The following is a 23,294-nucleotide window of genomic DNA, read 5'->3' as shown; positions in this document are numbered from 1 at the left end:
CCCCGGACTCCGCGAGGGGAGTCCGGGGCCTGAACGTGCCCTCGATAGGAGTCGAACCTACGACCTTCTGCTCCGGAGGCAGACGCTCTATCCACTGAGCTACGAGGGCATGCGCACCGTGGTGCACGAGGGACGACATTAGCACCGCGCGCGGCGCAGGGTCACATCTGCCCAGGGTCAGCTCGTGAGGGCCTCGAGGTAGAGCTCGAGGTAGGCGTAGATCTCGCGTGCGGCCGCGTCCTCGTCGCCGTCGACGATGGCCTCGACGAGCTCGTCGTGCGTGTGGTCGGGGTGATCGGTCTCGACGTTGGCGCGGATGGAGTCGCCGATCGCGTCGAGGAGGTTCTCGTAGAGGTCGAGCAGCAACGGGTTGCGCGCTGCGGCGACGATCGCGCGGTGGAGCGCGAGGTCGCTCGTCACCATCGAGTCGACGTCGCCGACGGAGAAGCTCTGCTGGCGGCCCTCGTTGAGGGAGCGGAGAGTCATGACGTCGCGCTCGGTGCGGCGGCGGGCGGCGAGGCGGGCGGCCTCGACCTCGAGGCTGCGGCGGACCTCGAGGATGTGCTGCTGGTGGACGTGCTCGATCTGTCGGCCGAGGGCGACGGAGAGCTCAGAGTCCGAGAGCACGTAGGTCCCGGAGCCCTGGCGCCGCACGAGGAGCCCGGAGTGGACGAGCGACTGCACCGCCTCGCGGATCGTGTTGCGCCCGACGCCGAGCGTCGAGGCGAGGTCCGCCTCGGTGGGGATGCGGCTGCCGACGGGCCAGGTGCCGTCGATGACGGACTCGCGGAGCTGCTCGACCGTGCGATCGATGAGTCCGGTGCGGGCAACCATGTACGTCTCCTTCGTCGGGTGGTTCACGAGAAGTGAACACCGTCGTGGGTCCCGTGGCCACATCGGCTCACCGGCTGGACCGGAACATCCCGATCGTCACGCACACGACGCGGCGGCGACGGTCGCTCATGGCCAGGGGTCCGGCTAGGCTGGGGGCGTGCAGGTGCAGCACCCCACGGGACCGCGCCGCACGCCCGACATGCTCAAGGAGGAGCGATGACCACGGAGCGCCGCGGCGCCCCCGGCCGCAGCCGTGACGGTGCGCGGACGGCTGTGGCGTCGGTCGTCGCAGGCGTCCTCATGACGGGCCCCGTCGCTCTCGTTCTCGGCGTCGCCTCGCTCGTCGCGCGCCCCGCCGCGGCGGTGCGCAGGCTCGCGATCGTCGGCTGCGCGCTCGGGATCCTCGGCACGGCCGCGTGGGGCCTGTGGGGCGCGAGCCTCCAGGGCGACGTCGTCCCGTCGGCCGCGGCAGCACCGGTGCCCACCCCTGTCCGGCTCGCGCTGCCGTCCACGGCGATCACGACGGAGATGGTGACGGAGGACTCGCTCGGGTACCGCTCCGAGGCCACGGAGAAGGCGTCGACCGGCGGCACGGTGACGATCGAGGACCTCGACGGCATGACGGAGGTTCCCGTCCTCGGGACGGGCACGGGTCTCGTGCTCAGCCTGCCGCTGGAGATCGAGAAGTTCGCGACCGACGGCTGGACGGTCGTCGTCGACGACGGTGCGACCGAGTCGATGCAGGCGACGTTCACACGGAACGGCACTGCGGTCGCCGTCGTCGTCACGCTCCACCCGACCTCGACGGACGCCGAGGCGATGGCTGCTGGGATCGTCCGGGACCGCCTCGAGGGCGCCGACACGACCGAGGGCAAGACGCTGGCGGCAGAGGGCGGCGCGATCGTGCGCCGGGTGGTCCACGACGGCCGCACGACGTTCGTGTGGTCGGAGTTCACGGCGAGCGTCGAGGTCGACGGGCCGACGGGGGCGGCGCGCGTGCTCGTCGACCGCTTCCGCCTCGGACCGGGGGAGCAGCCCGGCTAGCAGTCTCGCTAGGATTGCCCGGTGACTCCCGACGAGCTTTCCCACGCGATCAGTTCCGCCCTCGCCGCCGCCGTCGCTGACGGCACCCTGGCTCTCCCCGCGGAGGAGGTCCCGACGTCCGTCCACGTCGAGCGACCGCGTCAGCGCGAGCACGGCGACTGGGCGACGAACGTCGCGCTGCAGCTCGCCAAGAAGGCGGGCGTCGCCCCGCGCGTACTCGCCGACGACCTCGCCGCGCGCCTCGCTGCGACGCCTGGCGTCGCCAAGGTTGACGTCGCCGGACCGGGCTTCCTCAACATCACCCTCGACGCGGCTGCGGCGGGCGAGCTCGCGCGCACGATCCTCGAGGCGGGCGCGGCCTATGGCCGCGGCACCGCCGAGGCGGGCAAGAAGATCAACCTCGAGTTCGTCTCGGCGAACCCGACGGGCCCCATCCACATCGGTGGTGTGCGCTGGGCCGCGGTGGGCGACTCGCTCGCCCGCGTCCTCGAGTCGCAGGGCGCCGAGGTGACGCGCGAGTACTACTTCAACGACCACGGCGCGCAGATCGACCGCTTCGCGCGGTCGCTGCTCGCGCGCGCCCGCGGCGAGGAGGCCCCGGAGGACGGCTACGGCGGCCAGTACATCCAGGACATCGCCGACGCCGTCCAGGCCGACGTCGCCGCAGCGGGCGACCCTGACCCGCTGACGCTGCCCGAGGCCGAGGCGCAGGAGGTCTTCCGCGCGCGCGGCGTCGAGCGCATGTTCGGCGAGATCAAGCAGTCGCTCCACGAGTTCGGCGTCGACTTCGACGTCTTCTTCCACGAGGACTCCCTCCACGAGTCGGGTGCGGTGGACCGTGCGATCGAGCGGCTGCGCGCGCAGGGCCACATCTTCGAGAAGGACGGCGCGACCTGGCTGCGCACGACCGACTTCGGCGACGACAAGGACCGCGTCGTCGTGAAGTCCGACGGTGACGCCGCCTACATCGCGGGCGACATCGCCTACTACCTCGACAAGCGTGAGCGCGGCTTCGACGTCGAGATCCTCATGCTCGGCGCCGACCACCACGGCTACGTCGCCCGCATGCAGGCCGTGTGCGCCGCGTTCGGCGACACCCCGAACGTCAACCTGCAGATCCTCATCGGGCAGATGGTCAACCTCCTCAAGGACGGCCAGCCGCTGCGCATGTCGAAGCGTGCGGGCACGATCGTCACGCTCGAGGACCTCGTCGAGATCGTCGGCGTCGACGCCGCGCGCTACTCGCTCGCGCGCTCCTCGTCCGACTCGTCGATCGACCTCGACCTCGATCTCCTCGCCCGCGCGAGCAACGAGAACCCCGTGTTCTACGTGCAGTACGCGCACGCGCGCACCGCGAACGTCGCGCGCAACGCGGCCGAGCACGGCGTGCGCCGCGAGGACGGCTTCGACCCGTCGCAGCTCGACCACCCGACCGAGGCCGCGCTCATCGGTGCCCTCACGGAGTTCCCGCGCGTCGTCGCGCAGGCTGCGGAGCTGCGCGAGCCGCACCGTGTCGCGCGCTACCTCGAGGCCCTCGCGGGCTCGTACCACAAGTGGTACGGCGAGCGTCGCGTGACGCCGCTCGGCGAGGAGCCCGTGGGCGACGAGCACCGCACGCGCCTGTGGCTCAACGACGCGACGCGTCAGGTCATCGCGAACGGCCTCGGCCTGCTCGGCGTGTCCGCGCCGGAGCGGATGTGAGCGCCGCGGCCGGCGGGCCGGTGCCCGCCCAGGTGCCCGGCGGCACGTCGATGCCCGGGGAGCCGTGGCCGCGTTCGGCGCGCCGCGACGACGACGGCGCCGTGCACGTCGCGGGCGTCGACGTCCGTGAGGTCGCGGCCGAGCACGGCACGCCCGCCTACCTCGTCGACGAGTCCGACATGCGGGGGCGCGCCCGCGCCTACCGCACGGCCTTCGAGGCCGCGTTCGCTGCGATCGGTGCCGAGGTCGACGTCTACTACGCGGGCAAGGCGTTCCTCTCGACGGCCGTCGCGCGCTGGATGCACGCCGAGGGCCTGCGCATCGACACCGCGTCGGGTGCCGAGCTCCTCACCGCGCTCCGCGCAGGCGTGCCGGGCGCCGACATCGGCCTGCACGGCAACAACAAGTCCGACGCAGAGATCGCCCGGGCGCTCGAGGAGGGTGTCGGTCGCATCATCGTCGACTCCCTCGCCGAGATCGAGCGCGTCGCGGACGCGGCCGGTGCGCACGGCGTCGTCGCGCCCGTCATGGTGCGCGTGACGACGGGCGTGCACGCGGGCGGCCACGAGTACATCTCGACGGCGCACGAGGACCAGAAGTTCGGCCTCTCCGTCGCGGCTCCCGAGGGCGCTGACAGCCCCGCGCTCGCGGGACTGCTCGCGGTGCTCGCTCACCCCGAGCTCGCGCTCCAGGGCATCCACTCCCACATCGGCTCGCAGATCCTCGACGCCTCGGGCTTCGAGGCCGCCGCGCACAAGGTCCTCGAGCTTCGCGGCGCCCTCGCGGCGCGCACGGGCGTCCTCGTCGACGAGGTCGACCTCGGCGGCGGCTACGGCATCGCCTACCTGCCCGGGGAGGTCGCGCTCGACCCCGAGCGCGTCGCGAAGGAGATCGCGTCGGCCGTCGCGGACGCCGCGGCGTCCCTCGGCCAGAGCCTGCCGCGCTTCTCGATCGAGCCCGGCCGCTCGATCGCGGGCCCTCCCGGCACGACGCTCTACACGATCGGCACGATCAAGCCCGTGCGGGTCGACGACACCACGTCGCGCCTCTACGTCTCGGTCGACGGCGGCATGAGCGACAACGTGCGCCCCGCGCTCTACGGCGCGGCGTACCACGCCGAGGTCGCCGGGCGTCTCTCGACGGCCGAGCCCGTGCTCGCGCGCGTCGTCGGCAAGCACTGCGAGTCGGGCGACATCGTTGTCCACGACGTGTGGCTGCCGGCGGACGTGCGCGCGGGCGACCTCCTGCTCGTCGCCGCGACGGGCGCGTACGGCCGCTCGATGGCGTCGAACTACAACATGGTGCCCCGTCCGCCCGTCGTCGCCCTCGCCGAGGGCGGCACGAGCGTTCTCGTGCGCCGCGAGACCGAGGACGACCTGCTCGCGCTCGACGTCGGCTGACCGTGCGGGGCCGTCCACGTTCGTGGACGGCCCCGCACGGCCGGTCCGCCGCCGCCTATCCTGTGCACGACCCGCCGCACCCGGACCGGAGCGGCGTCCGATCCGGGGCTCCACGAGCCCCGAACGAAGGAGGACCGGTGCCTGCACCGTCCAGCGCCCTGCGCATCGCCCTGCTGGGCTGCGGCGTCGTCGGCACGCAGGTCGTGCGGCTGCTCACGGAGCAGTCGGAGGACCTCGCGGCCCGCGTCGGCGCCTCGCTCGAGCTCGTCGGTGTCGCCGTCCGTGACGTCGACGCCCCGCGCGACGCGGTCGTCCCGCGCGCCCTGCTGACGACGGACGCGGCGGAGCTCGTGACGCGCGCCGACATCGTCGTCGAGCTGATGGGAGGTATCGAGCCCGCGCGCGGCCTGCTGCTGCGTGCGATCGAGCACGGCGCGAGCGTCGTCACGGCCAACAAGGCGCTCCTCGCCCAGCACGGTCCCGAGCTCTACCAGGCGGCCGACGCCGCGGGCGTCGACGTCTACTTCGAGGCCGCCGTCGCGGGTGCGATCCCGCTCGTGCGGCCGCTGCGCGAGTCGCTCGCGGGCGACCGCGTGCGCCGCGTCCTCGGCATCGTCAACGGCACGACGAACTACATCCTCGACGAGATGACGACGAAGGGCCTCGCGTTCGCGGACGTCCTGCGCACGGCGCAGGAGCTCGGCTACGCCGAGGCGGACCCGACCGCCGACGTCGAGGGCCACGACGCCGCGGCGAAGGCCGCGATCATCGCGTCGCTCGCGTTCCACACGCGCGTGCGGCTCGAGGACGTCGCATGCGAGGGCATCACGCGGGTCTCGGCCGACGACGTCGCCTGGGCGGCCGCGACGGGCCACGTCATCAAGCTCCTCGCGATCGCGGAGCTCACCGACGAGGGCGTCTCGGTGCGCGTGCACCCCTCGCTCGTCCCCCTGACGCACCCGCTCGCCACCGTCGGCGGCGCTTTCAACGCTGTCTTCGTCGAGGCCGAGGCGGCAGGCGAGCTCATGTTCTACGGCCGCGGCGCCGGTGGCGCACCGACCGCGTCGGCCGTCGTCGGTGACGTCGTCTCCGTCGGCCGTCACCGCGTGCTCGGGGGCAAGGGCCCCGACGAGTCGCGCTACGCCGACCTCCCGCTCGCGCCCGCCACGGCGGCCGTGACGCGCTACCAGATCCGCGTGCTCGTCGACGACCGTCCCGGTGTGCTCGCCCGGGTCGCGGGCGTCGTCGCGGAGCACGGCGTCTCGATCGCCGCGATGCGCCAGCAGGGGGAGACCGCCGACGGCGGAGCCCGCCTCGTGCTGACGACGCACTCCGCACCCGAGGCCGCGCTCGCGGCCACCGTCGAGGCCGTCCGTGGCCTCGACGTCGTCAAGGAAGTCACCTCCGTCCTGAGAGTTGAGGGAGCCTGATGGCCCACCAGTGGCAGGGAATCATCCGTGAGTACGGCGATCTGCTCCCGGAGCACCTCCGCACGCACGTCGTGACGCTCGGCGAGGGCGGCACGCCGCTCGTGCCCGCTCCGGCGCTCTCGGCCCGCACGGGTGCCGAGGTCTTCGTCAAGGTCGAGGGCATGAACCCGACCGGCTCGTTCAAGGACCGCGGCATGACGACCGCGATCTCGGCCGCTGCCGCGCGCGGTGCCAAGGCCGTCGTGTGCGCGTCGACCGGCAACACGTCGGCGTCGGCTGCGGCCTACGCGACCGCGGCGGGCATGACGTGCGCCGTCCTCGTGCCCGACGGCAAGATCGCGATGGGCAAGCTCAGCCAGGCGGTCGCGCACGGCGCGCGTCTGCTGCAGGTCGACGGCAACTTCGACGACTGCCTCGACATCGCGCGCAAGCTCGCCGAGGTCTACCCGGTCGAGCTCGTCAACTCGGTCAACCCCGACCGCATCCAGGGCCAGAAGACGGCGTCGTTCGAGATCGTCGACGCCCTCGGCGACGCCCCGGACATCCACTGCCTGCCCGTCGGCAACGCGGGCAACATCACGGCATACTGGAAGGGCTTCCGCGAGTACGCGGAGGCTGGCGTCGCGACGCGCACCCCGCAGATGTGGGGCTTCCAGGCCGAGGGCGCCTCGCCGCTCGTCAAGGGCTACCCGATCGACGAGCCCGAGACGATCGCGACCGCGATCCGCATCGGCAAGCCGGCGTCGTGGGACCAGGCGATCGAGGCGCGCGACGCGTCGGGCGGCGTCATCGAGGCCGTGACCGACGAGCAGATCCTTGCGGCGCACCGCATCCTGTCGGCCGAGGTCGGCGTGTTCGTCGAGCCGGCCTCCGCAGCGGGTGTCGCGGGCCTGCTCATGCGTGCCGAGCGAGGGCTCGTGCCCGCGGGCGCCCGCGTGACGATCACGGTGACTGGCCACGGGCTCAAGGACCCGCAGTGGGCGCTGCGCACGCTCGACGGCGCGGACGTCGAGCCGCAGAAGGTGTCGGTCGACGTCATGTCGGTCGCCGACGCCCTCGGCCTCGTCTGACCATGCGGCTCGGACACGACCACGTCCGGGTGACGGTTCCCGCGACGAGCGCGAACCTCGGCCCCGGCTTCGACGCGATGGGCCTCGCGCTCGGTCGGCACGACGTCCTCGACGTCCGGGCGATCGGCACGGACACGACCGAGGTCTCGGTGCTCGGGGAGGGCGCGGGGGAGGTGCCGCTCGGCGAGGACCACCTCGTCGTGCGTGCGCTGCGCGCCGCGCTCGACCTCGTGGGTGCGCCGCAGACCGGTCTGCTCATGACGTGCACGAACGAGATCCCGCACGGCCGCGGCATGGGCTCGTCGGCCGCCGCCGTCGTCGCGGGTATCGCCGCTGCGCGTGCGCTCATCTCGGACCCGGAGGCGCTCGACGACCGGGTTGCGCTGCGGCTCGCGACGCAGTTCGAGGGGCACCCCGACAACGCGGCTCCCGCGATCCTCGGCGGTGCGACGATCGCGTGGCAGGAGGCTGGCGGCGCGCGTGCGACGCGGCTCGAGGTCCATGCGGACGTCGAGCCCTGGGTGCTCGTCCCGACGGAGAGGCTCGCGACGAAGCGAGCGCGCGGCGTCCTGCCGACGCACGTCCCGCACGCGGACGCGGCGTTCAACGCCGGCCGGGCGGCGCTCCTCGTCGAGGCGCTCACGCGCCGTCCCGAGCTCCTGCTCGAGGCGACCGAGGACAAGCTCCACCAGGACTACCGCGGTGACGTCATGCGTGGTTCCGTCGACCTCGTCCACGCTCTGCGCGAGCGCCGCCTCGCAGCCGTCGTCTCGGGTGCGGGGCCGACGGTCCTCGTGCTCGGCCGTGCGAGCGAGGGCGATCTCGTCGCCGACACGGTCGCCGAGCTGCTCGACGGCGCACCTGCGTGGCATGCGTCGTGCCCTGGCATCGACGCGGTCGGTGCCCACGCCGAGCGGCTCTGAGCGCGTCGTTCCACCTCGTGGTGGTGCGACGCCCGAGCCCACAGGACCCGCAGAACGACGCTGTGCGCGAGGGATGCGCGAGTGCGGTGCTCGTGTACGATAGGTCTGTTCCCCCGGTGATTCTCCTGAGACCGGGTCTGCCCGCGCCGCGACGCGCAGGGCTGCCACACGGGGGTACGTCTCCGGAACGTCGCGTCGGCACCTGCCGGCCCCTGTACGTGCGCGAGCACGAGGGTAGTCGCGTCCGGACGGTCCGCGCGCGGGAGACGCGTGAGTCCTCCACACCAGCGGTCGACCGCACGGGCGGCGTACCGCAACATCAGGGGAAGGGTCCTCAGTGACTGACACCACCTCCGCTCCCTCCGGCGCACTCACAGCGATGCGCCTCGCCGAGCTCCAGACGGTCGCGTCCGGCCTCGGCGTCAAGGGAACCTCGAAGATGCGCAAGAGCGACCTCGTCGAGGCGATCAAGGGAGCCCGCGGCGCCGCCGCGTCCAAGCCCCGGACCGAGAAGGCCGCGCAGGCAGAGAAGCCTGCGACCGCCCGGTCCGCCGAGAAGCCCGCCGCCGAGAAGGCGGCCGCCGAGAAGCCCGCCGCCGAGAAGGCGGCCGGAACCCCCGACCGCGAGGAGCGCGCCGAGCGCCCCGCCCGCGAGGACCGCGCTCGTCGTGAGGACGGCCGCCGGCCAGCGCGTGGCGAGCGTCCGCGTCGCGGCGACGACGCCGAGCAGCGCGCCGAGGAGGCCCGTAAGCGGGCCGAGGCCCGCAGCGGGCAGCGTCGCGACGAGCAGGGTGCTGGCGAGGAGACGCCGCGCGCCGCGCGCGAGGTCGTCGCCGCCGACCTCGCCTCGATCGAGCGTGGCCTCGAGCGCGGCCAGCGCCGTCGCGCCGGCCGCGACCAGGGCCCCGCCGAGGGGCAGGACAAGAACCAGGGGCAGGGCCAGCAGTCGCGGCAGTCGCGGCAGTCGCAGCAGGGCCAGCAGGGTCAGCAGGGTCAGCCGCAGAACCAGCAGGGCGGCCAGGGTCAGCGCCCGGCCGGCCAGCCCCAGGCCGGCCAGCCCCAGCAGGAGCAGGGCTTCGAGGACGACGAGCGCGGCGGCCGTCGCCGTCGCGGTCGCGACCGCTACCGCGAGCGCGACCGCAAGCGCGGCCGCAGCCGCACGGGCAACCTCGACCTGGACGCCGAGGACTTCGAGATCCACGAGGACGACGTCCTCGTGCCCATCGCCGGGATCCTCGACATCCGCGACAACATGGCGTTCGTCCGCACGAGCGGCTACCTGCCGGGCCCGAGCGACGTCTACGTCTCCATGGGTCAGGTGAAGAAGTCCGGCCTCCGCCGCGGCGACGCGATCACGGGTGCCGTGCGCCAGCCCCATGAGGGCGACCAGGGCCCGCAGTCGAACATCGCGCGCGCCAAGGCCAACGCCCTCGTGCGCCTCGACACCGTCAACGGCGATGTGCCGTCGAAGGCGCACGAGCGTCCCGACTTCGCAAAGCTCACGCCGCTGTACCCGCAGGAGCGGCTGCGCCTCGAGAACCCCGCGGCGACGAAGCTCACGCCGCGTGTCATCGATATCGTCGCGCCGATCGGCAAGGGGCAGCGCGGCCTCATCGTCGCGCCGCCCAAGGCGGGCAAGACGATCATCATGCAGCAGATCGCGAACTCGATCACGGCGAACAACCCCGAGGTCCACCTCATGGTGGTGCTCGTGGACGAGCGCCCCGAGGAGGTCACGGACATGGAGCGGACGGTCGACGGCGAGGTCATCGCCTCGACGTTCGACCGCCCCGCCACGGACCACACGATGGTCGCCGAGCTCGCGATCGAGCGCGCGAAGCGGCTCGTCGAGCTCGGGCAGGACGTCGTCGTGCTCCTCGACTCGCTCACGCGCCTGTCGCGCGCCTACAACCTCGCCGCCCCCGCGTCGGGCCGCATCCTCTCCGGTGGTGTCGACGCTTCGGCGCTCTACCCGCCGAAGCGGTTCTTCGGTGCGGCGCGCAACATCGAGAACGGCGGCTCGCTGACGATCCTCGCCTCGGCGCTCGTCGAGACGGGCTCGAAGATGGACGAGGTGATCTTCGAGGAGTTCAAGGGCACCGGCAACATGGAGCTGCGTCTGTCGCGGAGCCTCGCCGACAAGCGGATCTTCCCCGCCGTCGACGTCAACGCGTCGGGCACGCGCCGTGAGGAGATCCTCATGGGCGGCGACGAGCTGAAGATCGTCTGGAAGCTCCGCCGCCTGCTCTCCGGGCTCGACCAGCAGCAGGCCATCGAGCTGCTGCTCGGTAAGTTCAAGGAGACGAAGTCGAACGTCGAGTTCCTGCTCCAGGTGCAGAAGACGACGCCGACGACGGCGCACGACGACGACGCGGGCAAGACCGTCTGACCTGAGACCGACGCAGCCACGGGCTCCACGACCCTTCGGTCGTGGAGCCCGTGGTCCGTTCGGCGACGACCCTTCCGGACGAGAAGGGGCGACCTGCATGAGATCGGTCGTCATGCGCTAGCGTTACACCGCTCGCATGACGAGCAACCGTGACGATAGTGCTTGTCGTGCCATCGCTTGTCTCAGGGGGACCCATGACCCGTCGCCACCGGATCGCCTGGCGCTACGTCCTGCTCGTCGCACCGCTCGTCGCGTTGGTGGGACTCTTCTTCACCGGGGGATCGGCATCGCTCTCGCGACGTCGGGCCTCAACCCGGATCACTGGGAGACCACGGACGGGCTCGTCGTCTCGGTCACGAGCGGCGAGGTCGTCAATGCCGACGAGATCGAGGAGGCCCGCCGTCTCGCCGCCGCCGAGGGGGTCGAGGCGTCCGACACGAGCCTGCCGGAGCCGCACTACAGCTCGTGCACGGTGACGTTCACCTACGTGGTCGGGTCGGAGACCCTCACGTCGCGAGCGTACGAACCGCGCGCCACCGAGTGGTGCGACCAGGAGGCGGGAGCGGTCATCAAGCTCGCCTACGACCCGGCTGACCCGACGAACGTCACGGACGACTTCAACGCGTCCTGGAACGCGATGTTCCGGACCTACCAGATCATCAACGTCGTGCTGGTTCTCGTCTCGGTCGTCGGCCTCGTGCTCATCGTCCGCGGGCACGTGCACAATGCTCGTCACCGGCGCGCGGAGCGTGAGGCCGTTCTCGTGTGAGGGCCGTCCGTGCCGTGTGGCGCTAGGCTGACCGCGACCCGTCCGGCGACCTGGAGACTGGTGTGCGCACGCTCATCCTCACGAACGACTTCCCGACGCGTCAGGGGGGCATCGAGACCTTCGTCAAGGCGTTGACGGACAGGTTCCCGGCCGACGAGGTCGTCGTCTACACCGCGCGCATGCCGGGCGACGCCGAGCTCGACGCGACCCTCCCGTACCCCGTCGTGCGCGACCGGGCGCGGACGCTCCTGCCGACGCCCCGCGTGGGCCGTGAGGTCGTCCGTGTGTTCCGGGAGCACGGGTGCGACACGGTGCTCGTCGGGTCGTCCGTCCCGCTGGGGCTGCTCGCGCCGGCGTTGCGGGCCGCCGGCGCCCGCCGTGTCGTCGCGATGACCCACGGTCACGAGGTGTGGTGGTCGCGCCTGCCCGGGGCGCGGCAGGCGCTGCGAAAGGTCGCGGCGAGCGTCGACGTCCTCACGTACGTCTCGGGGTGGTGCCACGACGCCATCGGGTCGGCGCTGCGGCCGGCGGACCGTGCGCGCATGCGCCCGCTCTCGCCGGGGGTCGACGTCGACCAGTTCCGTCCGGGGGAGGGTGGCGCGGCGGTGCGAGCGCGGCTCGGGCTCGGACCGACGGCGCCCGTCGTCCTGTGCGCGGCCAGGCTCGTTCCGCGCAAGGGGCAGGACATGCTCGTCCGCGCATGGCCGCGCGTCCTCGAGCAGGTGCCTGACGCTCATCTCGTCCTCGTCGGCCGGGGACCCGCGGCGGGCTCGCTCGCGAAGGACGTGGCGCGGCTCGGGCTCGACGCGTCGGTGACCCTCGTCGGACCTGTTCCGTGGGACGACATCCCGGGATTCTTCGACGCTGCCGACGTCTTCGCAGGTCCGTCGCGCACGCGGCTCGGCGGGCTTGAGCCCGAGGCCTTCGGCATCGTCTTCCTCGAGGCCGCTGCGTGCGGCAAGCCGATTGTCGTCGGACGCTCGGGCGGCACGCCGGACACGCTTGAGGACGGCGAGACAGGCTTCCTCGTCGACCCTCGGAGCACCGAGGAGATCGCCGCGCGGATCGTCGAGCTGCTCCGGGACCCGGAACGCGCACGCGCGATGGGGGCTGCGGGCCGTGAGCGAGCTGCGAACGGCTGGACGTGGGACGAGGCGACTGCAAAGGTGCGCGGATACCTCGCCGGATAGATCCGCTTGGCGGTACCGGTTTCTTGAGTGGCGACTGTCTGGTTAGGGCGCTAATTTGACGATCGCGGCGTATCGATACGTCGCGAGGTGGCGCCGCTGGGGTGGCGCCCTGACAGTCAGGAGCAGGGGCATGGGTATTCGTCTGACTCGGGTGGCGGCGTCGTTCGCGACGCTCGCCATCGCGGCAGGTATGGGGCTGGCGGCGACGTCGCCAGCGGCCGCCGCAGGCACGAAGGTGACAAGCACGTGCGCCAACGTCGTCATCATGGGCGCGCGCGGCTCGGGCGAGTCGAGCACGTCAGGGAGGATCAAGAACTTTGGCGAGCGTCTCGACGATGTCGCCGAGAAGATCGCGGCCGGGCTCGAGAAGGGGCAGACGTACCGCTATGCGGGAATCAGCTACCCGGCGAACGGTCTCCCGAGCCCGAAGTCGGCCACGGAGATGCGTGCCTACCTCGACTCGATGCTCAGCGGTGCGTCGGCGGTCCAGTCGGCGGTGACCTCCCTCGTGAAGTCGTGCCCGTCCACGCGGATCGTGCTCACGGGCTACTCGCAGGGGGCCTTTGCCGTGCACTGGGGCCTGTTCAAGATCGGTGACAACGCTGCCGTGTCGAAGGCCGTCCGTTCGGTGATCCTGCTCGCCGACCCGCTCAACTACGGGGACACGATGCGCCAGAGGATCATCACGACCTCGGGGGCGCTCGTGCGGGAGCACTCGCCCTCGACGAAGGGCCTGATCCACACGGTTGCGCCGGCGCTCGACGCGATCGTGCTCTCCAAGCTCGGGAAGTCGCTGACGGTCGAGGCGCGCAAGTCGAACGTGCCGCTGCTCGTCGACCACACCCGGACTCTGTCGATCTGCCAGTCGAGCGACCCCGTGTGTGCCTCGGGCAAGGATTCGAAGGCGCACAGCACCGCGTACTCGCCGGCAGCGGTGTCGAGCGCCGCTGCGGCGTTCGCACTTCCGACTCTCAAGAAGTCGAACGGCAACGGCGTCTGCGACGCCGGGGAGCTCTGCGCGTACGACGGAAGCGGGTACACCGGGTACCTCACCGACTGGAGCGCGAACCTCAAGCCGACCTCGATCAGCATGTTCAACATCTCTGTCGTCAACGACAAGACGTCGTCGGTGTGGAACCGCACGCCCTACTCCGTCACTGCGGTGAACGAGAAGATCGGACGCGGAGACGAGAAGCTCGTCCTCAGGGCGGGAACGTCGACGAACCTCACGAAGGTGAAGAAGGGCTTCTCGGGCGACTGGTCGAACGTCATCGACCACTTCGACGTGAGCAAGTGAACTGATCCGTGTGACCACGAGGTCTTGACGTCCGTGGCACAATGGAGCGCTGGGATTCCGGTTCACGGCCGCGGTGCGCGGGCGACCCGGGACCTACTCACATGAGGAGAACCATGAAGAAGGACATCCACCCGGAGTACGTGGAGACCACGGTGTACTGCACCTGTGGCAACACGTTCACCACGCGCTCGACGAAGACCTCGGGCGAGATCCGCGCGGACGTGTGCAGCGCCTGCCACCCGTTCTACACGGGCAAGCAGAAGATCCTCGACACGGGCGGCCGCGTGGCGCGCTTCGAGGCTCGCTACGGCAAGAAGGCTGCCAACTAGCTTTCTCTCCGACGCCGGCGGGACCACGTCCGACAACCTCTCCAGGGGCAGTCGGAGCCGTGGACCCGCCGGCGTCGGCCGTTCCCGGGCACTCCGTCCGGGCACCCCTGAGCACGAGAGGCACCGATGAGCACCCCCGTCGGGCCCGACGCCTTCGCGGCGGTCGAGCCCCTCCTCGCCGAGCACGCCGACATCGAGCAGCAGCTCGCCGACCCGGCCGTCCATGCGGACGGTGACCGTGCGCGCACGCTCGGCCGTCGCTACGCCGAGCTGGGCCGCGTCGTCGGTGCGTACCGAGCGTGGCGCGCGGCCGTGGACGACCTTGGCGCTGCGCGCGAGATGGCCGCCGAGGACGAGGGCTTCGCCGCCGAGGTCCCGGGGCTCGAGGCAGCCGCCGCGGAGGCGACGGAGCACCTGCGCCGCGTCCTCGTCCCGCGCGACCCGGACGACGCGCGCGACGTCATCCTTGAGATCAAGGCGGGGGAGGGCGGCGAGGAGTCGGCTCTCTTCGCGGGCGACCTCCTGCGCATGTACCTGCGCTACGCCGAGCAGCGTGGCTGGCGCACCGAGATCCTCGAACGCACCGAGTCCGACCTCGGCGGCTACAAGGACGTGCAGGTCGCGGTCAAGGCGCGCGGCACCGTCGCGCCCGAGGACGGGGTGTGGGCGTCCCTCAAGTACGAGGGCGGCGTCCACCGTGTCCAGCGCGTGCCCGTGACGGAGTCGCAGGGCCGCATCCACACGTCGGCCGTCGGAGTGCTCGTGTTCCCGGAGGTCGAGGACGCGGGCGAGGTCGTCATCGACCCGAACGACCTGCGCATCGACGTCTACAGGTCCTCGGGCCCGGGCGGTCAGTCCGTCAACACGACGGACTCCGCGGTGCGCATCACGCACGTACCGACGGGCATCGTCGTCTCGATGCAGAACGAGAAGTCCCAGCTGCAGAACCGCGAGCAGGCGATGCGTGTCCTGCGCGCGCGCCTCCTCGCCGCGCAGCAGGAGGAGGCCGCCGCAGCGGCCAACGACATCCGCCGCTCGCAGGTGCGCACCGTCGACCGCTCCGAGCGCATCCGCACGTACAACTTCCCCGAGAACCGCATCGCCGACCATCGCACGGGCTACAAGGCCTACAACCTCGACACCGTGCTCGACGGCGAGCTCGGCCCTGTCGTCGCGTCGGCGATCGAGGCCGACGAGGCGGCGCGCCTCGCAGGCGCGGGCGAGTGACGGTGACGTTCGCGGGCACGACGTCGGTCCGTGACGCGGTCGCGGCCGCGACCGCGCTGCTGGGCGAGGCGGGCGTGCCGAGCCCGCGCGTCGACGCGGAGCTGCTGTGCGCGCACGCCGCGGGAACTGACCGTTCGGCCGTGACCACGGCGGGACTGCTCGGGCGTTCGCTCGCTGACCTCGGCCCGGGCGTCGCGGACGAGCTCGCACGGCTCGTCGCCGCCCGCGGCGAGCGCCGCCCGCTCCAGCACCTCACGGGCCGCGCGCCCTTCCGTCACCTCGAGCTCGAGGTCGGGCCCGGCGTCTTCGTGCCGCGCCCAGAGACCGAGGACGTCGCGCAGGTCGCGATCGACGCCGCGCGCGCGGCCGTCGAGGCGCGGGGGAGCGCGGTCGTCGTCGACCTCTGCACAGGCTCGGGCGCGATCGCGCTCGCGGTCGCGACCGAGGTCCCCGGGGCGCAGGTCCATGCGGTCGAGCTCGACGCCGACGCGCACGCGTGGGCCGCGCGCAACGTCGCGCGGGTCGCTGCAGCCACAGGTGCTGTCGTCACCCTGGTGCGGGGCGACGCGCGCACCGCGCTCGGCCACCTCGACGGGTCCGTCGACGTCGTCGTCTCCAACCCGCCGTACGTGCCGTCCGACGCCGTGCCCCGTGACCCCGAGGTCGCCCGCCACGACCCGGCCGTAGCCCTCTACGGGCTCGGCGCCGACGGCCTCGAGGTGCCGCGCGGCGTCACGGCAGCGGCCGTGCGCCTCCTGCGCCCGGGCGGCCTCTACGTCATGGAGCACTCCGAGGTCCAGGATTCCGCGGCGCGCTCGATGGCCGAGGCTGCGGGCCTCGTCGACGCCCGCACGATCCCCGATCTCACGGGCCGTCCGCGGGCCGTCGTCGCGCACCGGCCGCCCGCGGACGTGGGAGGATCGGAGTCGTGACGCACGCGATCCTCCCCGCCTCAGACCCGCAGACGTGGGGTCCCGCGCTCGACGAGACGGTCGCCGCCGTCCAGCGCGGAGCCGTCGTCGTCCTGCCGACCGACACCGTCTACGGCGTCGGCGCCGACGCGTTCTCGCCCGCGGCGGTCGCGGCAGTGCTCGCGGCCAAGGGCCGCGGCCGGCAGATGCCGCCGCCCGTGCTCGTGCCTGACGCCCGCACGCTCGACGGCCTCGCGACCGACGTCTCGGACGACGTCCGGGCGCTCGTCGAGGCGTTCTGGCCCGGCGGCCTCACGGTCATCTGCCGCGCGCAGCCGACGCTCGCGTGGGACCTCGGCGAGACGCACGGGACCGTCGCGCTGCGCATGCCCGACCACCCGACCGCGCTCGCCCTCCTGCGTCGCACGGGGCCGCTCGCGGTCTCGAGCGCCAACCTCACGGGTCAGCCGGCGGCGCTCGAGGTCGCGGACGCTGCGGCCCAGCTCGGAGACGCCGTCGCCGTCTACCTCGACGGGGGTCCCGTCCCCGGCGGCGTCGCCTCGACGATCGTCGACGCGACAGGCGACGTGCCCGTCGTCGTCCGCGAGGGCGCGATCTCCCTCGAGTGCCTGCGCGAGGTCGTCCCGGCGCTGCGCGGCGCCGGGGAGCCTGTCGCCGAGCCGGAGGAGCCGGGGGACACGTCTCCCGATGCACACCGGTGAGGGCCTATCTGCTCGTCGCGCTCGTCGCCGCGACCGTCACCTTCCTCCTCACGCCGCTCGCGCGGTGGATCGCGATGCGCACGGGCGGCATGACCGCTGTGCGTTCGCGGGACGTCCACACGGTCCCGACGCCGCGGCTCGGCGGGCTCGCGATGCTCGCCGGCCTCGCTGTCGCGTTCCTCGTCGCGTCGCAGATCGGGTTCCTCGAGGACGTCTTCGCGTCCGGGGAGGCATGGGCGATCCTCCTCGGTGCGACCCTCGTCGCGCTACTCGGCGCGGCCGACGACATCTGGGACCTCGACTGGATGACGAAGCTCGCGGGCCAGGTCCTCGCGGCCGGCGTCATGGCGTGGCAGGGCGTCCAGCTCATCACCGTGCCGATCGGCGGCCTGACGATCGGCTCGGGACGCCTCTCGCTCTTCCTCACCGTGCTCGCGGTCGTCACCGCGATGAACGCCGTGAACTTCGTCGACGGTCTCGACGGTCTCGCCGCGGGGCTCATCGCGATCGGCGGCAGCGCGTTCTTCCTCTACACCTACCTGCTCACGCAGTCGACGAACCCGACCGACTACTCCGACCTCGCGAGCCTCGCGACCGTCGCGCTCGTCGGCGTGTGCCTCGGCTTCCTGCCGCACAACTTCCATCCCTCGCGACTCTTCATGGGCGACTCGGGCTCGATGCTCATAGGCCTCGTCATCGCGGCCGCAGCGATCGCCGTCACGGGTCGCATCGACCCGGCCCGGATCTCCGAGGGACAGTCCATCCCAGCGTTCCTGCCGATCCTCCTGCCGGCAGCGGTCATCGTGCTCCCGCTGCTCGACATGATCCTTGCGGTGCTGCGCCGCACCCTGCAGGGCAAGAGCCCGTTCCACCCCGACCGCATGCACCTGCACCACCGGCTGCTCCAGCTCGGGCACACGCACCGCCGCGCCGTCGTCATCATGTACCTGTGGACCGCGGTGCTCGCGTTCGGCGCGGCCGCGCTCGTCGCGTTCTCCGCGACCGAGGTGCTCATCGGGATCGCCGTCGCCTCCGTCGTCGTCCTCGCACTCACCCTCGGACCGCTCGGCCGCCCCGGTCGTCGTGACGAGGCCCCCGTCCCGGCCGGCACCTCGCAGGCATGACCGAACCAGGAGCCACCATGTCCCAGCCTTCCGGCCCGTCCCCGGTCCGCGCAGCCTTCGCCGGCGTGCTGCGGGCACTGACGATCTTCGTCGCCGCCGTCACCGTGCTCGGCGCGGGCATCGGGCTGCTCGTCGGGGGGACGCCCGGTCTGTGGGGCGGTCTCATGGGCGCGGCCGTCGCTGCGTTCTTCTCGCTGACGACCGCGCTCATCATGGTGCGGACGGCCGACCGGCCGATGCACGTCATGAACGCCTGGGTCGTCGGGGCGTGGCTCGCGAAGATGCTCGTCCTGCTCGTCGTCCTCGCTGTCCTCAAGGACGCGACGTACTTCCACAAGGGCGTGTTCTTCGCGGTGCTCGTCGTCGCGATCCTCGGCTCGACCGCTCTCGAGATGGTCCAGCTGCAGCGGGCCCGCATCCCTGTCGTCGATCTCACGCAGTCGCCCCGCGCGGACGACGGCGCGGGGCCGGATGCGACATAGCCCCACGACGTCCGGACGATCCGTGGAGCGCAACCCCTGCGCACGTGGTCATCGTCACACCAGAGGGCACCTGCGGCCCTCGGCTGCGGCAGATCGACGCGGCTCCATGCGCTAGTCTTGGACCCGATTCCGACAATGTAGTCCGACGGCCCACGTCCGCACCTGCGTGGTGTGGTATGCCGTCGACACGATCGCTGGGAGATCACCCTGTTCGCTCTGCCTCTCCACGGTGCCACTGTGCTCGCTGCCGGTGACGGCGGTGGGTTCCACACGCCCACCCTGGCCGACTTCTTCCCCCCGGCGATCTTCTTCGAGGGCACGCCCTTCGAGTTCAACCGGATCACTCTCGTCCGCGTCTTCGTGACGGTCGTGCTGCTCACGGTCTTCGCCATCGCGGCGCGCCGCGCGAAGCTCGTCCCCGGCCGCTTCCAGGGCGGCGTCGAGATGGTGCTCGACTTCGTGCGCGTCCAGATCGTCGAGGAGATCATCGGCAAGAAGACGGCCCGCCGTCACACGCCGCTCCTCACGATCATGTTCGTGACGATCTTCGCGTTCAACATCACCGGCATCGTCCCCGCCCTCAACATCGCGGGCTCGGGCGTCATCGGCTTCCCGATCGTCATGGCCCTCGTCGCCTACGTCGCGTTCATCGTCGCGGGCGTCCGCGCCCAGGGCGGCGCGCACTTCCTCAAGAGCTCGCTCTTCCCGAGCGGCGTGCCGTGGCCGATCTACTTCATCCTCACGCCGATCGAGCTCATCTCGACGTTCATCCTGCGCCCCGCGACGCTCGCGATCCGACTCCTCGTCAACATGGTCGCCGGGCACCTCCTGCTCGTCCTGTGCTTCGCCGCGACGCACTTCCTCTTCCTCGAGGCTGCCGGCGCGCTCAAGCTCGTCGGCGGCGTGACGCTGGCGGCCGGCTTCGCCTTCACCGCGTTCGAGATCTTCATCGCAGTCCTGCAGGCGTACATCTTCGTCCTGCTCACCGCGGTGTACATCAACCTCTCCGAGGAAGCCCACTAAGCATCCCTGCTGGGACAGGCCGCGGACCGGCCCGTCCTCACACCCCCGACCGGGACTCTCCCGGCCGTACTGGAAGGAACACACTCGTGGACATCACGACGCTCGCCGCTCTCGAGGGCAACATCGCGACCATCGGTTACGGTCTCGCGGCACTCGGCCCGGGTATCGGCCTCGGCATCATGGTCGCCAAGACGCAGGAGGCCACGGCTCGTCAGCCCGAGGTCGCCGGCGCCCTCCGCACCAACATGTTCATCGCCCTCGCCGCCATCGAGGCCCTCGGCCTCATCGGCTTCGCCGCGGGCTTCGTCTTCTGACGATGATCACCACGACGACCATCCTCGCGGCAGCGGAAGGGGAGCAGCCCTCGCTGCTCTTCCCCGCGCCGTACGACATCATCTGGTCGGCGGTCTGCTTCGCGATCATCGCGTTCGTCCTGGGCAAGTTCGTCCTCCCCGTCTTCACGGCGATCCTCGACGAGAGGACCGCGAAGATCGAGGCCGGCCTGAGCTTCGCCGACGAGGCGAAGGCGAGCGCCGAGGCCGCGGCCACCGAGCAGGAGCAGACGCTCCGCGCGGCACGTGCCGAGGCCGCCCAGGTCCGCGAGCAGGCTCGTACCGAGGCCGCTGCCATCGTGGCCGAGGCCCGGACCAAGGCGACGGCTGAGGCCGACCGGCTCGTCGAGACGGCCCAGCGCCAGATCGACGCCGAGCGCCAGGCCGCGGCGGTCTCGCTGCGTGCCGACGTCGGTGCGCTCGCGACCGAGCTCGCTTCGAAGATCGTGGGCGAGTCCCTCGAGGACATCGCGCGCCAGTCGCGTGTCGTGGACCGCTTCCTCGACGAGCTCGAGGCGTCCACCCTCACCACCGCCAAGGAGAAGTGATGCGGGGTACCAGCCAGCGTTCGCTGGAGGTCGTGCGTGCCGGGTTCGCCCCGGTGCTCCGCGACGCCGGCGAGGGCGCCGCCGAGCTCGGAGAGCAGCTGTTCACCGTGCTCGACGCGCTCGACGGATCCGCTGCGCTTCTGCGCGGCCTCGCCGACCCGGCGCGTGACGCCGCGGCGAAGGCCGGGCTCGTGCGCGGCATCCTCGGGGGGAAGGCCGACGACCGCGTCGTCGCCGTCCTCGTCGACCTCGTGGCCCAGCGCTGGTCGGCGGACGCCGACCTCGCCGAGGCCGTCGAGGACCTCGCGGTCGGGGCGACTCTCGCGTCGGCACGTTCGCGAGGGACGCTCGAGACCGTCGAGAACGAGCTCTTCACGATCGTGAGGTCGCTCATCGGCTCCCCGGCCGACGTCCGTGCCATGCTCAGCAACCCCGGTGTCTCCGTGGCCGACAGGATCCGTCTTCTCGACGCGATCCTCGCGGGCCGCGGCGACGAGGCCACGCGCGGGCTCGCACGCCGCGCCGCCGGCCTGCGGGGCGGGCGCCGGTTCGTCGCCACGCTCAGCTGGTACATGGAGATCGCCGCCGCCATGCGCGACCGTCTCGTCGGTCTCGCCACGGTCACCGCACCTCTCTCGGAGGCGCAGACCGATCGGCTCGGCACCCTGCTCGCCCAGGCATACGGCAAGCCCGTCCAGCTCAACGTCGTCGTCGACCCCTCGGTCGTCGGCGGCCTGCGCATCCAGGTCGGCGATGACATCGTCGAGGCCACCGTGCTCGCACGTATGGCCGACGCCCGCCGCCGACTGGCGAGCTGACCCCCGCGCCGCAGGCGCACCACCCGCACCTCGCGGCCCGGCAAGGTCCGCACACTGAAGATCGCACGACCGCCACGGGCGGTCATGACAGGAGAGATCAATGGCTGAGCTGCAGATCCGGCCGGACGAGATCCGTGCCGCGCTGGACAGCTTCGTGAAGTCCTACGAGCCCACGGCCGCCGCGAGCGAGGAAGTCGGTCGCGTCACGCTCGCGGGCGACGGCATCGCCCGCGTCGAGGGCCTCCCGGGCGTCATGGCGAACGAGCTGGTCCGCTTCGAGGACGGCACGCTCGGCCTCGCCCTCAACCTCGAGGCCCGCGAGATCGGTGTCGTCGTCCTCGGCGAGTTCACCGGCATCGAGGAGGGCCAGACGGTCCACCGCACGGGCGAGGTCCTCTCGGTCCCCGTCGGTGACGGCTACCTCGGCCGCGTCGTCGACCCGCTCGGCAAGCCGATCGACGGGCTCGGCGAGCTCGAGACGACCGGCCGCCGCGCCCTCGAGCTCCAGGCGCCCGGCGTCATGCAGCGCAAGTCGGTGCACGAGCCGCTCCAGACTGGCCTCAAGGCGATCGACGCGATGATCCCCGTCGGCCGCGGCCAGCGTCAGCTCATCATCGGCGACCGCCAGACGGGCAAGACCGCGATCGCGATCGACACGATCATCAACCAGAAGGCGAACTGGGAGACGGGCGACCCGACCAAGCAGGTCCGCTGCATCTACGTCGCCATCGGCCAGAAGGGCTCGACGATCGCGTCGGTCCGCGGCGCCCTCGAGGAGGCCGGCGCGCTCGAGTACACGACGATCGTCGCGGCTCCCGCCTCCGACCCGGCCGGCTTCAAGTACCTCGCGCCCTACACGGGCTCGGCCATCGGCCAGCACTGGATGTACGACGGCAAGCACGTCCTCATCGTCTTCGACGACCTGTCGAAGCAGGCCGAGGCCTACCGTGCCGTCTCGCTCCTCCTGCGTCGTCCGCCGGGCCGCGAGGCCTACCCCGGTGACGTCTTCTACCTGCACTCCCGTCTGCTCGAGCGTTGTGCCAAGCTCTCGGACGAGATGGGTGCGGGCTCGATGACAGGTCTGCCCGTCATCGAGACGAAGGCGAACGACGTCTCGGCGTACATCCCGACGAACGTCATCTCCATCACCGACGGTCAGATCTTCCTCCAGTCCGACCTCTTCAACGCCGACCAGCGTCCCGCTGTCGACGTCGGTATCTCCGTCTCGCGAGTCGGTGGTTCCGCGCAGGTCAAGGCCATGAAGAAGGTCTCCGGAACGCTCAAGCTCGACCTCGCCCAGTACCGCTCGCTCGAGGCGTTCGCGATGTTCGCGTCCGACCTCGACGCGGCGTCCAAGGCGCAGCTCACGCGTGGCGCGCGTCTCATGGAGCTCCTCAAGCAGGCGCAGTACACGCCGTACCCGGTCGAGGACCAGGTCGCGTCCATCTGGGCCGGCACGAAGGGCAAGCTCGACGACGTGCCGCTCGAGGACGTCCGCCGGTTCGAGACCGAGCTCATCGACCACCTGCGTCGCAACACCGACGTCCTCGCGACCATCGGCTCGACCGGCAAGCTCGAGGACGAGACCGAGGCTGCCCTCGCGGCCGGGGTCGAGGACTTCCGCCTCGGCTTCCTCAAGGGTGACGGCACGCCGCTCGTCGGTGGCGAGACCGCTGACGAGGACACCCCGGTCGAGCAGGAGCAGATCGTCAAGCAGAAGAAGGCCTGACG

22 protein-coding genes and 1 tRNA gene are annotated in these 23,294 nt (G+C 71.7%); 21 read left to right on the top strand and 2 right to left on the bottom strand.

Annotated elements, in window-relative coordinates:
- Positions 1 to 36 precede the first annotated feature (36 nt).
- Positions 37 to 109 (bottom strand) — tRNA-Arg (locus G7063_RS10585).
- 68 nt (positions 110 to 177) lie between these two features.
- Positions 178 to 834: a FadR/GntR family transcriptional regulator gene (locus G7063_RS10580; RefSeq protein ID WP_166414356.1), complete on the bottom strand. Its 657-nt coding sequence runs from the start codon at positions 832 to 834 to the stop codon at positions 178 to 180.
- 216 nt (positions 835 to 1,050) lie between these two features.
- On the opposite strand from G7063_RS10580, the gene G7063_RS10575 reads away from it, so the two are divergent.
- The 21 genes from G7063_RS10575 (at position 1,051) to atpA (ending at position 23,292) form a co-directional block, all read left to right on the top strand.
- Positions 1,051 to 1,878, top strand: a complete 828-nt coding sequence (locus G7063_RS10575; protein WP_166414355.1) for a DUF4190 domain-containing protein — start codon at positions 1,051 to 1,053, stop codon at positions 1,876 to 1,878.
- Between the two features lie 21 nt (positions 1,879 to 1,899).
- Positions 1,900 to 3,579, top strand: coding sequence for an arginine--tRNA ligase (argS, locus tag G7063_RS10570; protein WP_166414354.1), 1,680 nt, complete (start codon positions 1,900 to 1,902; stop codon positions 3,577 to 3,579).
- A gap of 50 nt (positions 3,580 to 3,629) precedes the next feature.
- A complete protein-coding gene (gene lysA / locus G7063_RS10565) occupies positions 3,630 to 4,979 on the top strand; it encodes a diaminopimelate decarboxylase (protein ID WP_166415320.1) in 1,350 nt (449 codons plus the stop codon).
- 137 nt (positions 4,980 to 5,116) lie between these two features.
- The gene (locus G7063_RS10560; protein WP_166414353.1) at positions 5,117 to 6,409 is read left to right on the top strand and encodes a homoserine dehydrogenase; all 1,293 of its coding nucleotides are present in this window, start codon (positions 5,117 to 5,119) and stop codon (positions 6,407 to 6,409) included.
- The gene (gene thrC / locus G7063_RS10555) at positions 6,409 to 7,479 is read left to right on the top strand and encodes a threonine synthase (RefSeq protein ID WP_166414352.1); all 1,071 of its coding nucleotides are present in this window, start codon (positions 6,409 to 6,411) and stop codon (positions 7,477 to 7,479) included. The genes G7063_RS10560 and thrC overlap by 1 nt, the downstream gene beginning before the upstream one ends.
- A gap of 2 nt (positions 7,480 to 7,481) precedes the next feature.
- The gene (thrB, locus tag G7063_RS10550; RefSeq protein WP_166414351.1) at positions 7,482 to 8,402 is read left to right on the top strand and encodes a homoserine kinase; all 921 of its coding nucleotides are present in this window, start codon (positions 7,482 to 7,484) and stop codon (positions 8,400 to 8,402) included.
- 379 nt (positions 8,403 to 8,781) lie between these two features.
- The gene (gene rho / locus G7063_RS10545; protein WP_240916281.1) at positions 8,782 to 10,791 is read left to right on the top strand and encodes a transcription termination factor Rho; all 2,010 of its coding nucleotides are present in this window, start codon (positions 8,782 to 8,784) and stop codon (positions 10,789 to 10,791) included.
- Between the two features lie 136 nt (positions 10,792 to 10,927).
- A complete protein-coding gene (locus G7063_RS10540) occupies positions 10,928 to 11,560 on the top strand; it encodes a hypothetical protein (RefSeq protein WP_166414349.1) in 633 nt (210 codons plus the stop codon).
- A gap of 62 nt (positions 11,561 to 11,622) precedes the next feature.
- Entirely contained in the window at positions 11,623 to 12,750 is a 1,128-nt protein-coding gene (locus G7063_RS10535) for a glycosyltransferase family 4 protein (protein ID WP_166414348.1), read from the top strand.
- A gap of 130 nt (positions 12,751 to 12,880) precedes the next feature.
- On the top strand, positions 12,881 to 14,047 hold the full coding sequence (locus G7063_RS10530) for a cutinase family protein (protein WP_166414347.1): 1,167 nt from the start codon (positions 12,881 to 12,883) through the stop codon (positions 14,045 to 14,047).
- A gap of 113 nt (positions 14,048 to 14,160) precedes the next feature.
- On the top strand, positions 14,161 to 14,376 hold the full coding sequence (gene rpmE / locus G7063_RS10525) for a 50S ribosomal protein L31 (RefSeq protein WP_102507654.1): 216 nt from the start codon (positions 14,161 to 14,163) through the stop codon (positions 14,374 to 14,376).
- A 126-nt stretch (positions 14,377 to 14,502) separates the two neighbouring features.
- Positions 14,503 to 15,603, top strand: a complete 1,101-nt coding sequence (gene prfA / locus G7063_RS10520; protein WP_166414346.1) for a peptide chain release factor 1 — start codon at positions 14,503 to 14,505, stop codon at positions 15,601 to 15,603.
- Positions 15,604 to 15,605: 2 nt separating this feature from the next.
- Entirely contained in the window at positions 15,606 to 16,535 is a 930-nt protein-coding gene (gene prmC, locus G7063_RS10515) for a peptide chain release factor N(5)-glutamine methyltransferase (protein WP_166415319.1), read from the top strand.
- Positions 16,532 to 17,236, top strand: a complete 705-nt coding sequence (locus G7063_RS10510) for an L-threonylcarbamoyladenylate synthase (RefSeq protein WP_240916038.1) — start codon at positions 16,532 to 16,534, stop codon at positions 17,234 to 17,236. Before prmC ends, G7063_RS10510 begins: the two co-directional genes overlap by 4 nt.
- Positions 17,233 to 18,360: an MraY family glycosyltransferase gene (locus G7063_RS10505; RefSeq protein WP_166414345.1), complete on the top strand. Its 1,128-nt coding sequence runs from the start codon at positions 17,233 to 17,235 to the stop codon at positions 18,358 to 18,360. The genes G7063_RS10510 and G7063_RS10505 overlap by 4 nt, the downstream gene beginning before the upstream one ends.
- A 17-nt stretch (positions 18,361 to 18,377) precedes the next feature.
- A complete protein-coding gene (locus G7063_RS10500) occupies positions 18,378 to 18,842 on the top strand; it encodes a hypothetical protein (protein WP_166414344.1) in 465 nt (154 codons plus the stop codon).
- Positions 18,843 to 19,079: 237 nt separating this feature from the next.
- Positions 19,080 to 19,865, top strand: a complete 786-nt coding sequence (gene atpB / locus G7063_RS10495; RefSeq protein ID WP_240916037.1) for a F0F1 ATP synthase subunit A — start codon at positions 19,080 to 19,082, stop codon at positions 19,863 to 19,865.
- A gap of 86 nt (positions 19,866 to 19,951) precedes the next feature.
- A complete protein-coding gene (atpE, locus tag G7063_RS10490; protein ID WP_102507663.1) occupies positions 19,952 to 20,179 on the top strand; it encodes an ATP synthase F0 subunit C in 228 nt (75 codons plus the stop codon).
- Positions 20,180 to 20,181: 2 nt separating this feature from the next.
- On the top strand, positions 20,182 to 20,745 hold the full coding sequence (locus tag G7063_RS10485) for a F0F1 ATP synthase subunit B (RefSeq protein ID WP_166414343.1): 564 nt from the start codon (positions 20,182 to 20,184) through the stop codon (positions 20,743 to 20,745).
- The gene (locus tag G7063_RS10480) at positions 20,745 to 21,563 is read left to right on the top strand and encodes a F0F1 ATP synthase subunit delta (RefSeq protein WP_166414342.1); all 819 of its coding nucleotides are present in this window, start codon (positions 20,745 to 20,747) and stop codon (positions 21,561 to 21,563) included. Before G7063_RS10485 ends, G7063_RS10480 begins: the two co-directional genes overlap by 1 nt.
- A 100-nt stretch (positions 21,564 to 21,663) precedes the next feature.
- Positions 21,664 to 23,292, top strand: a complete 1,629-nt coding sequence (gene atpA / locus G7063_RS10475; protein ID WP_166414341.1) for a F0F1 ATP synthase subunit alpha — start codon at positions 21,664 to 21,666, stop codon at positions 23,290 to 23,292.
- Positions 23,293 to 23,294: the final 2 nt, after the last annotated feature.

The sequence above is a fragment of the Sanguibacter sp. HDW7 genome (assembly GCF_011300875.1).
GTDB lineage: Bacteria > Actinomycetota > Actinomycetes > Actinomycetales > Cellulomonadaceae > Flavimobilis.
This window is presented reverse-complemented; position numbering and strand designations above follow the sequence as displayed.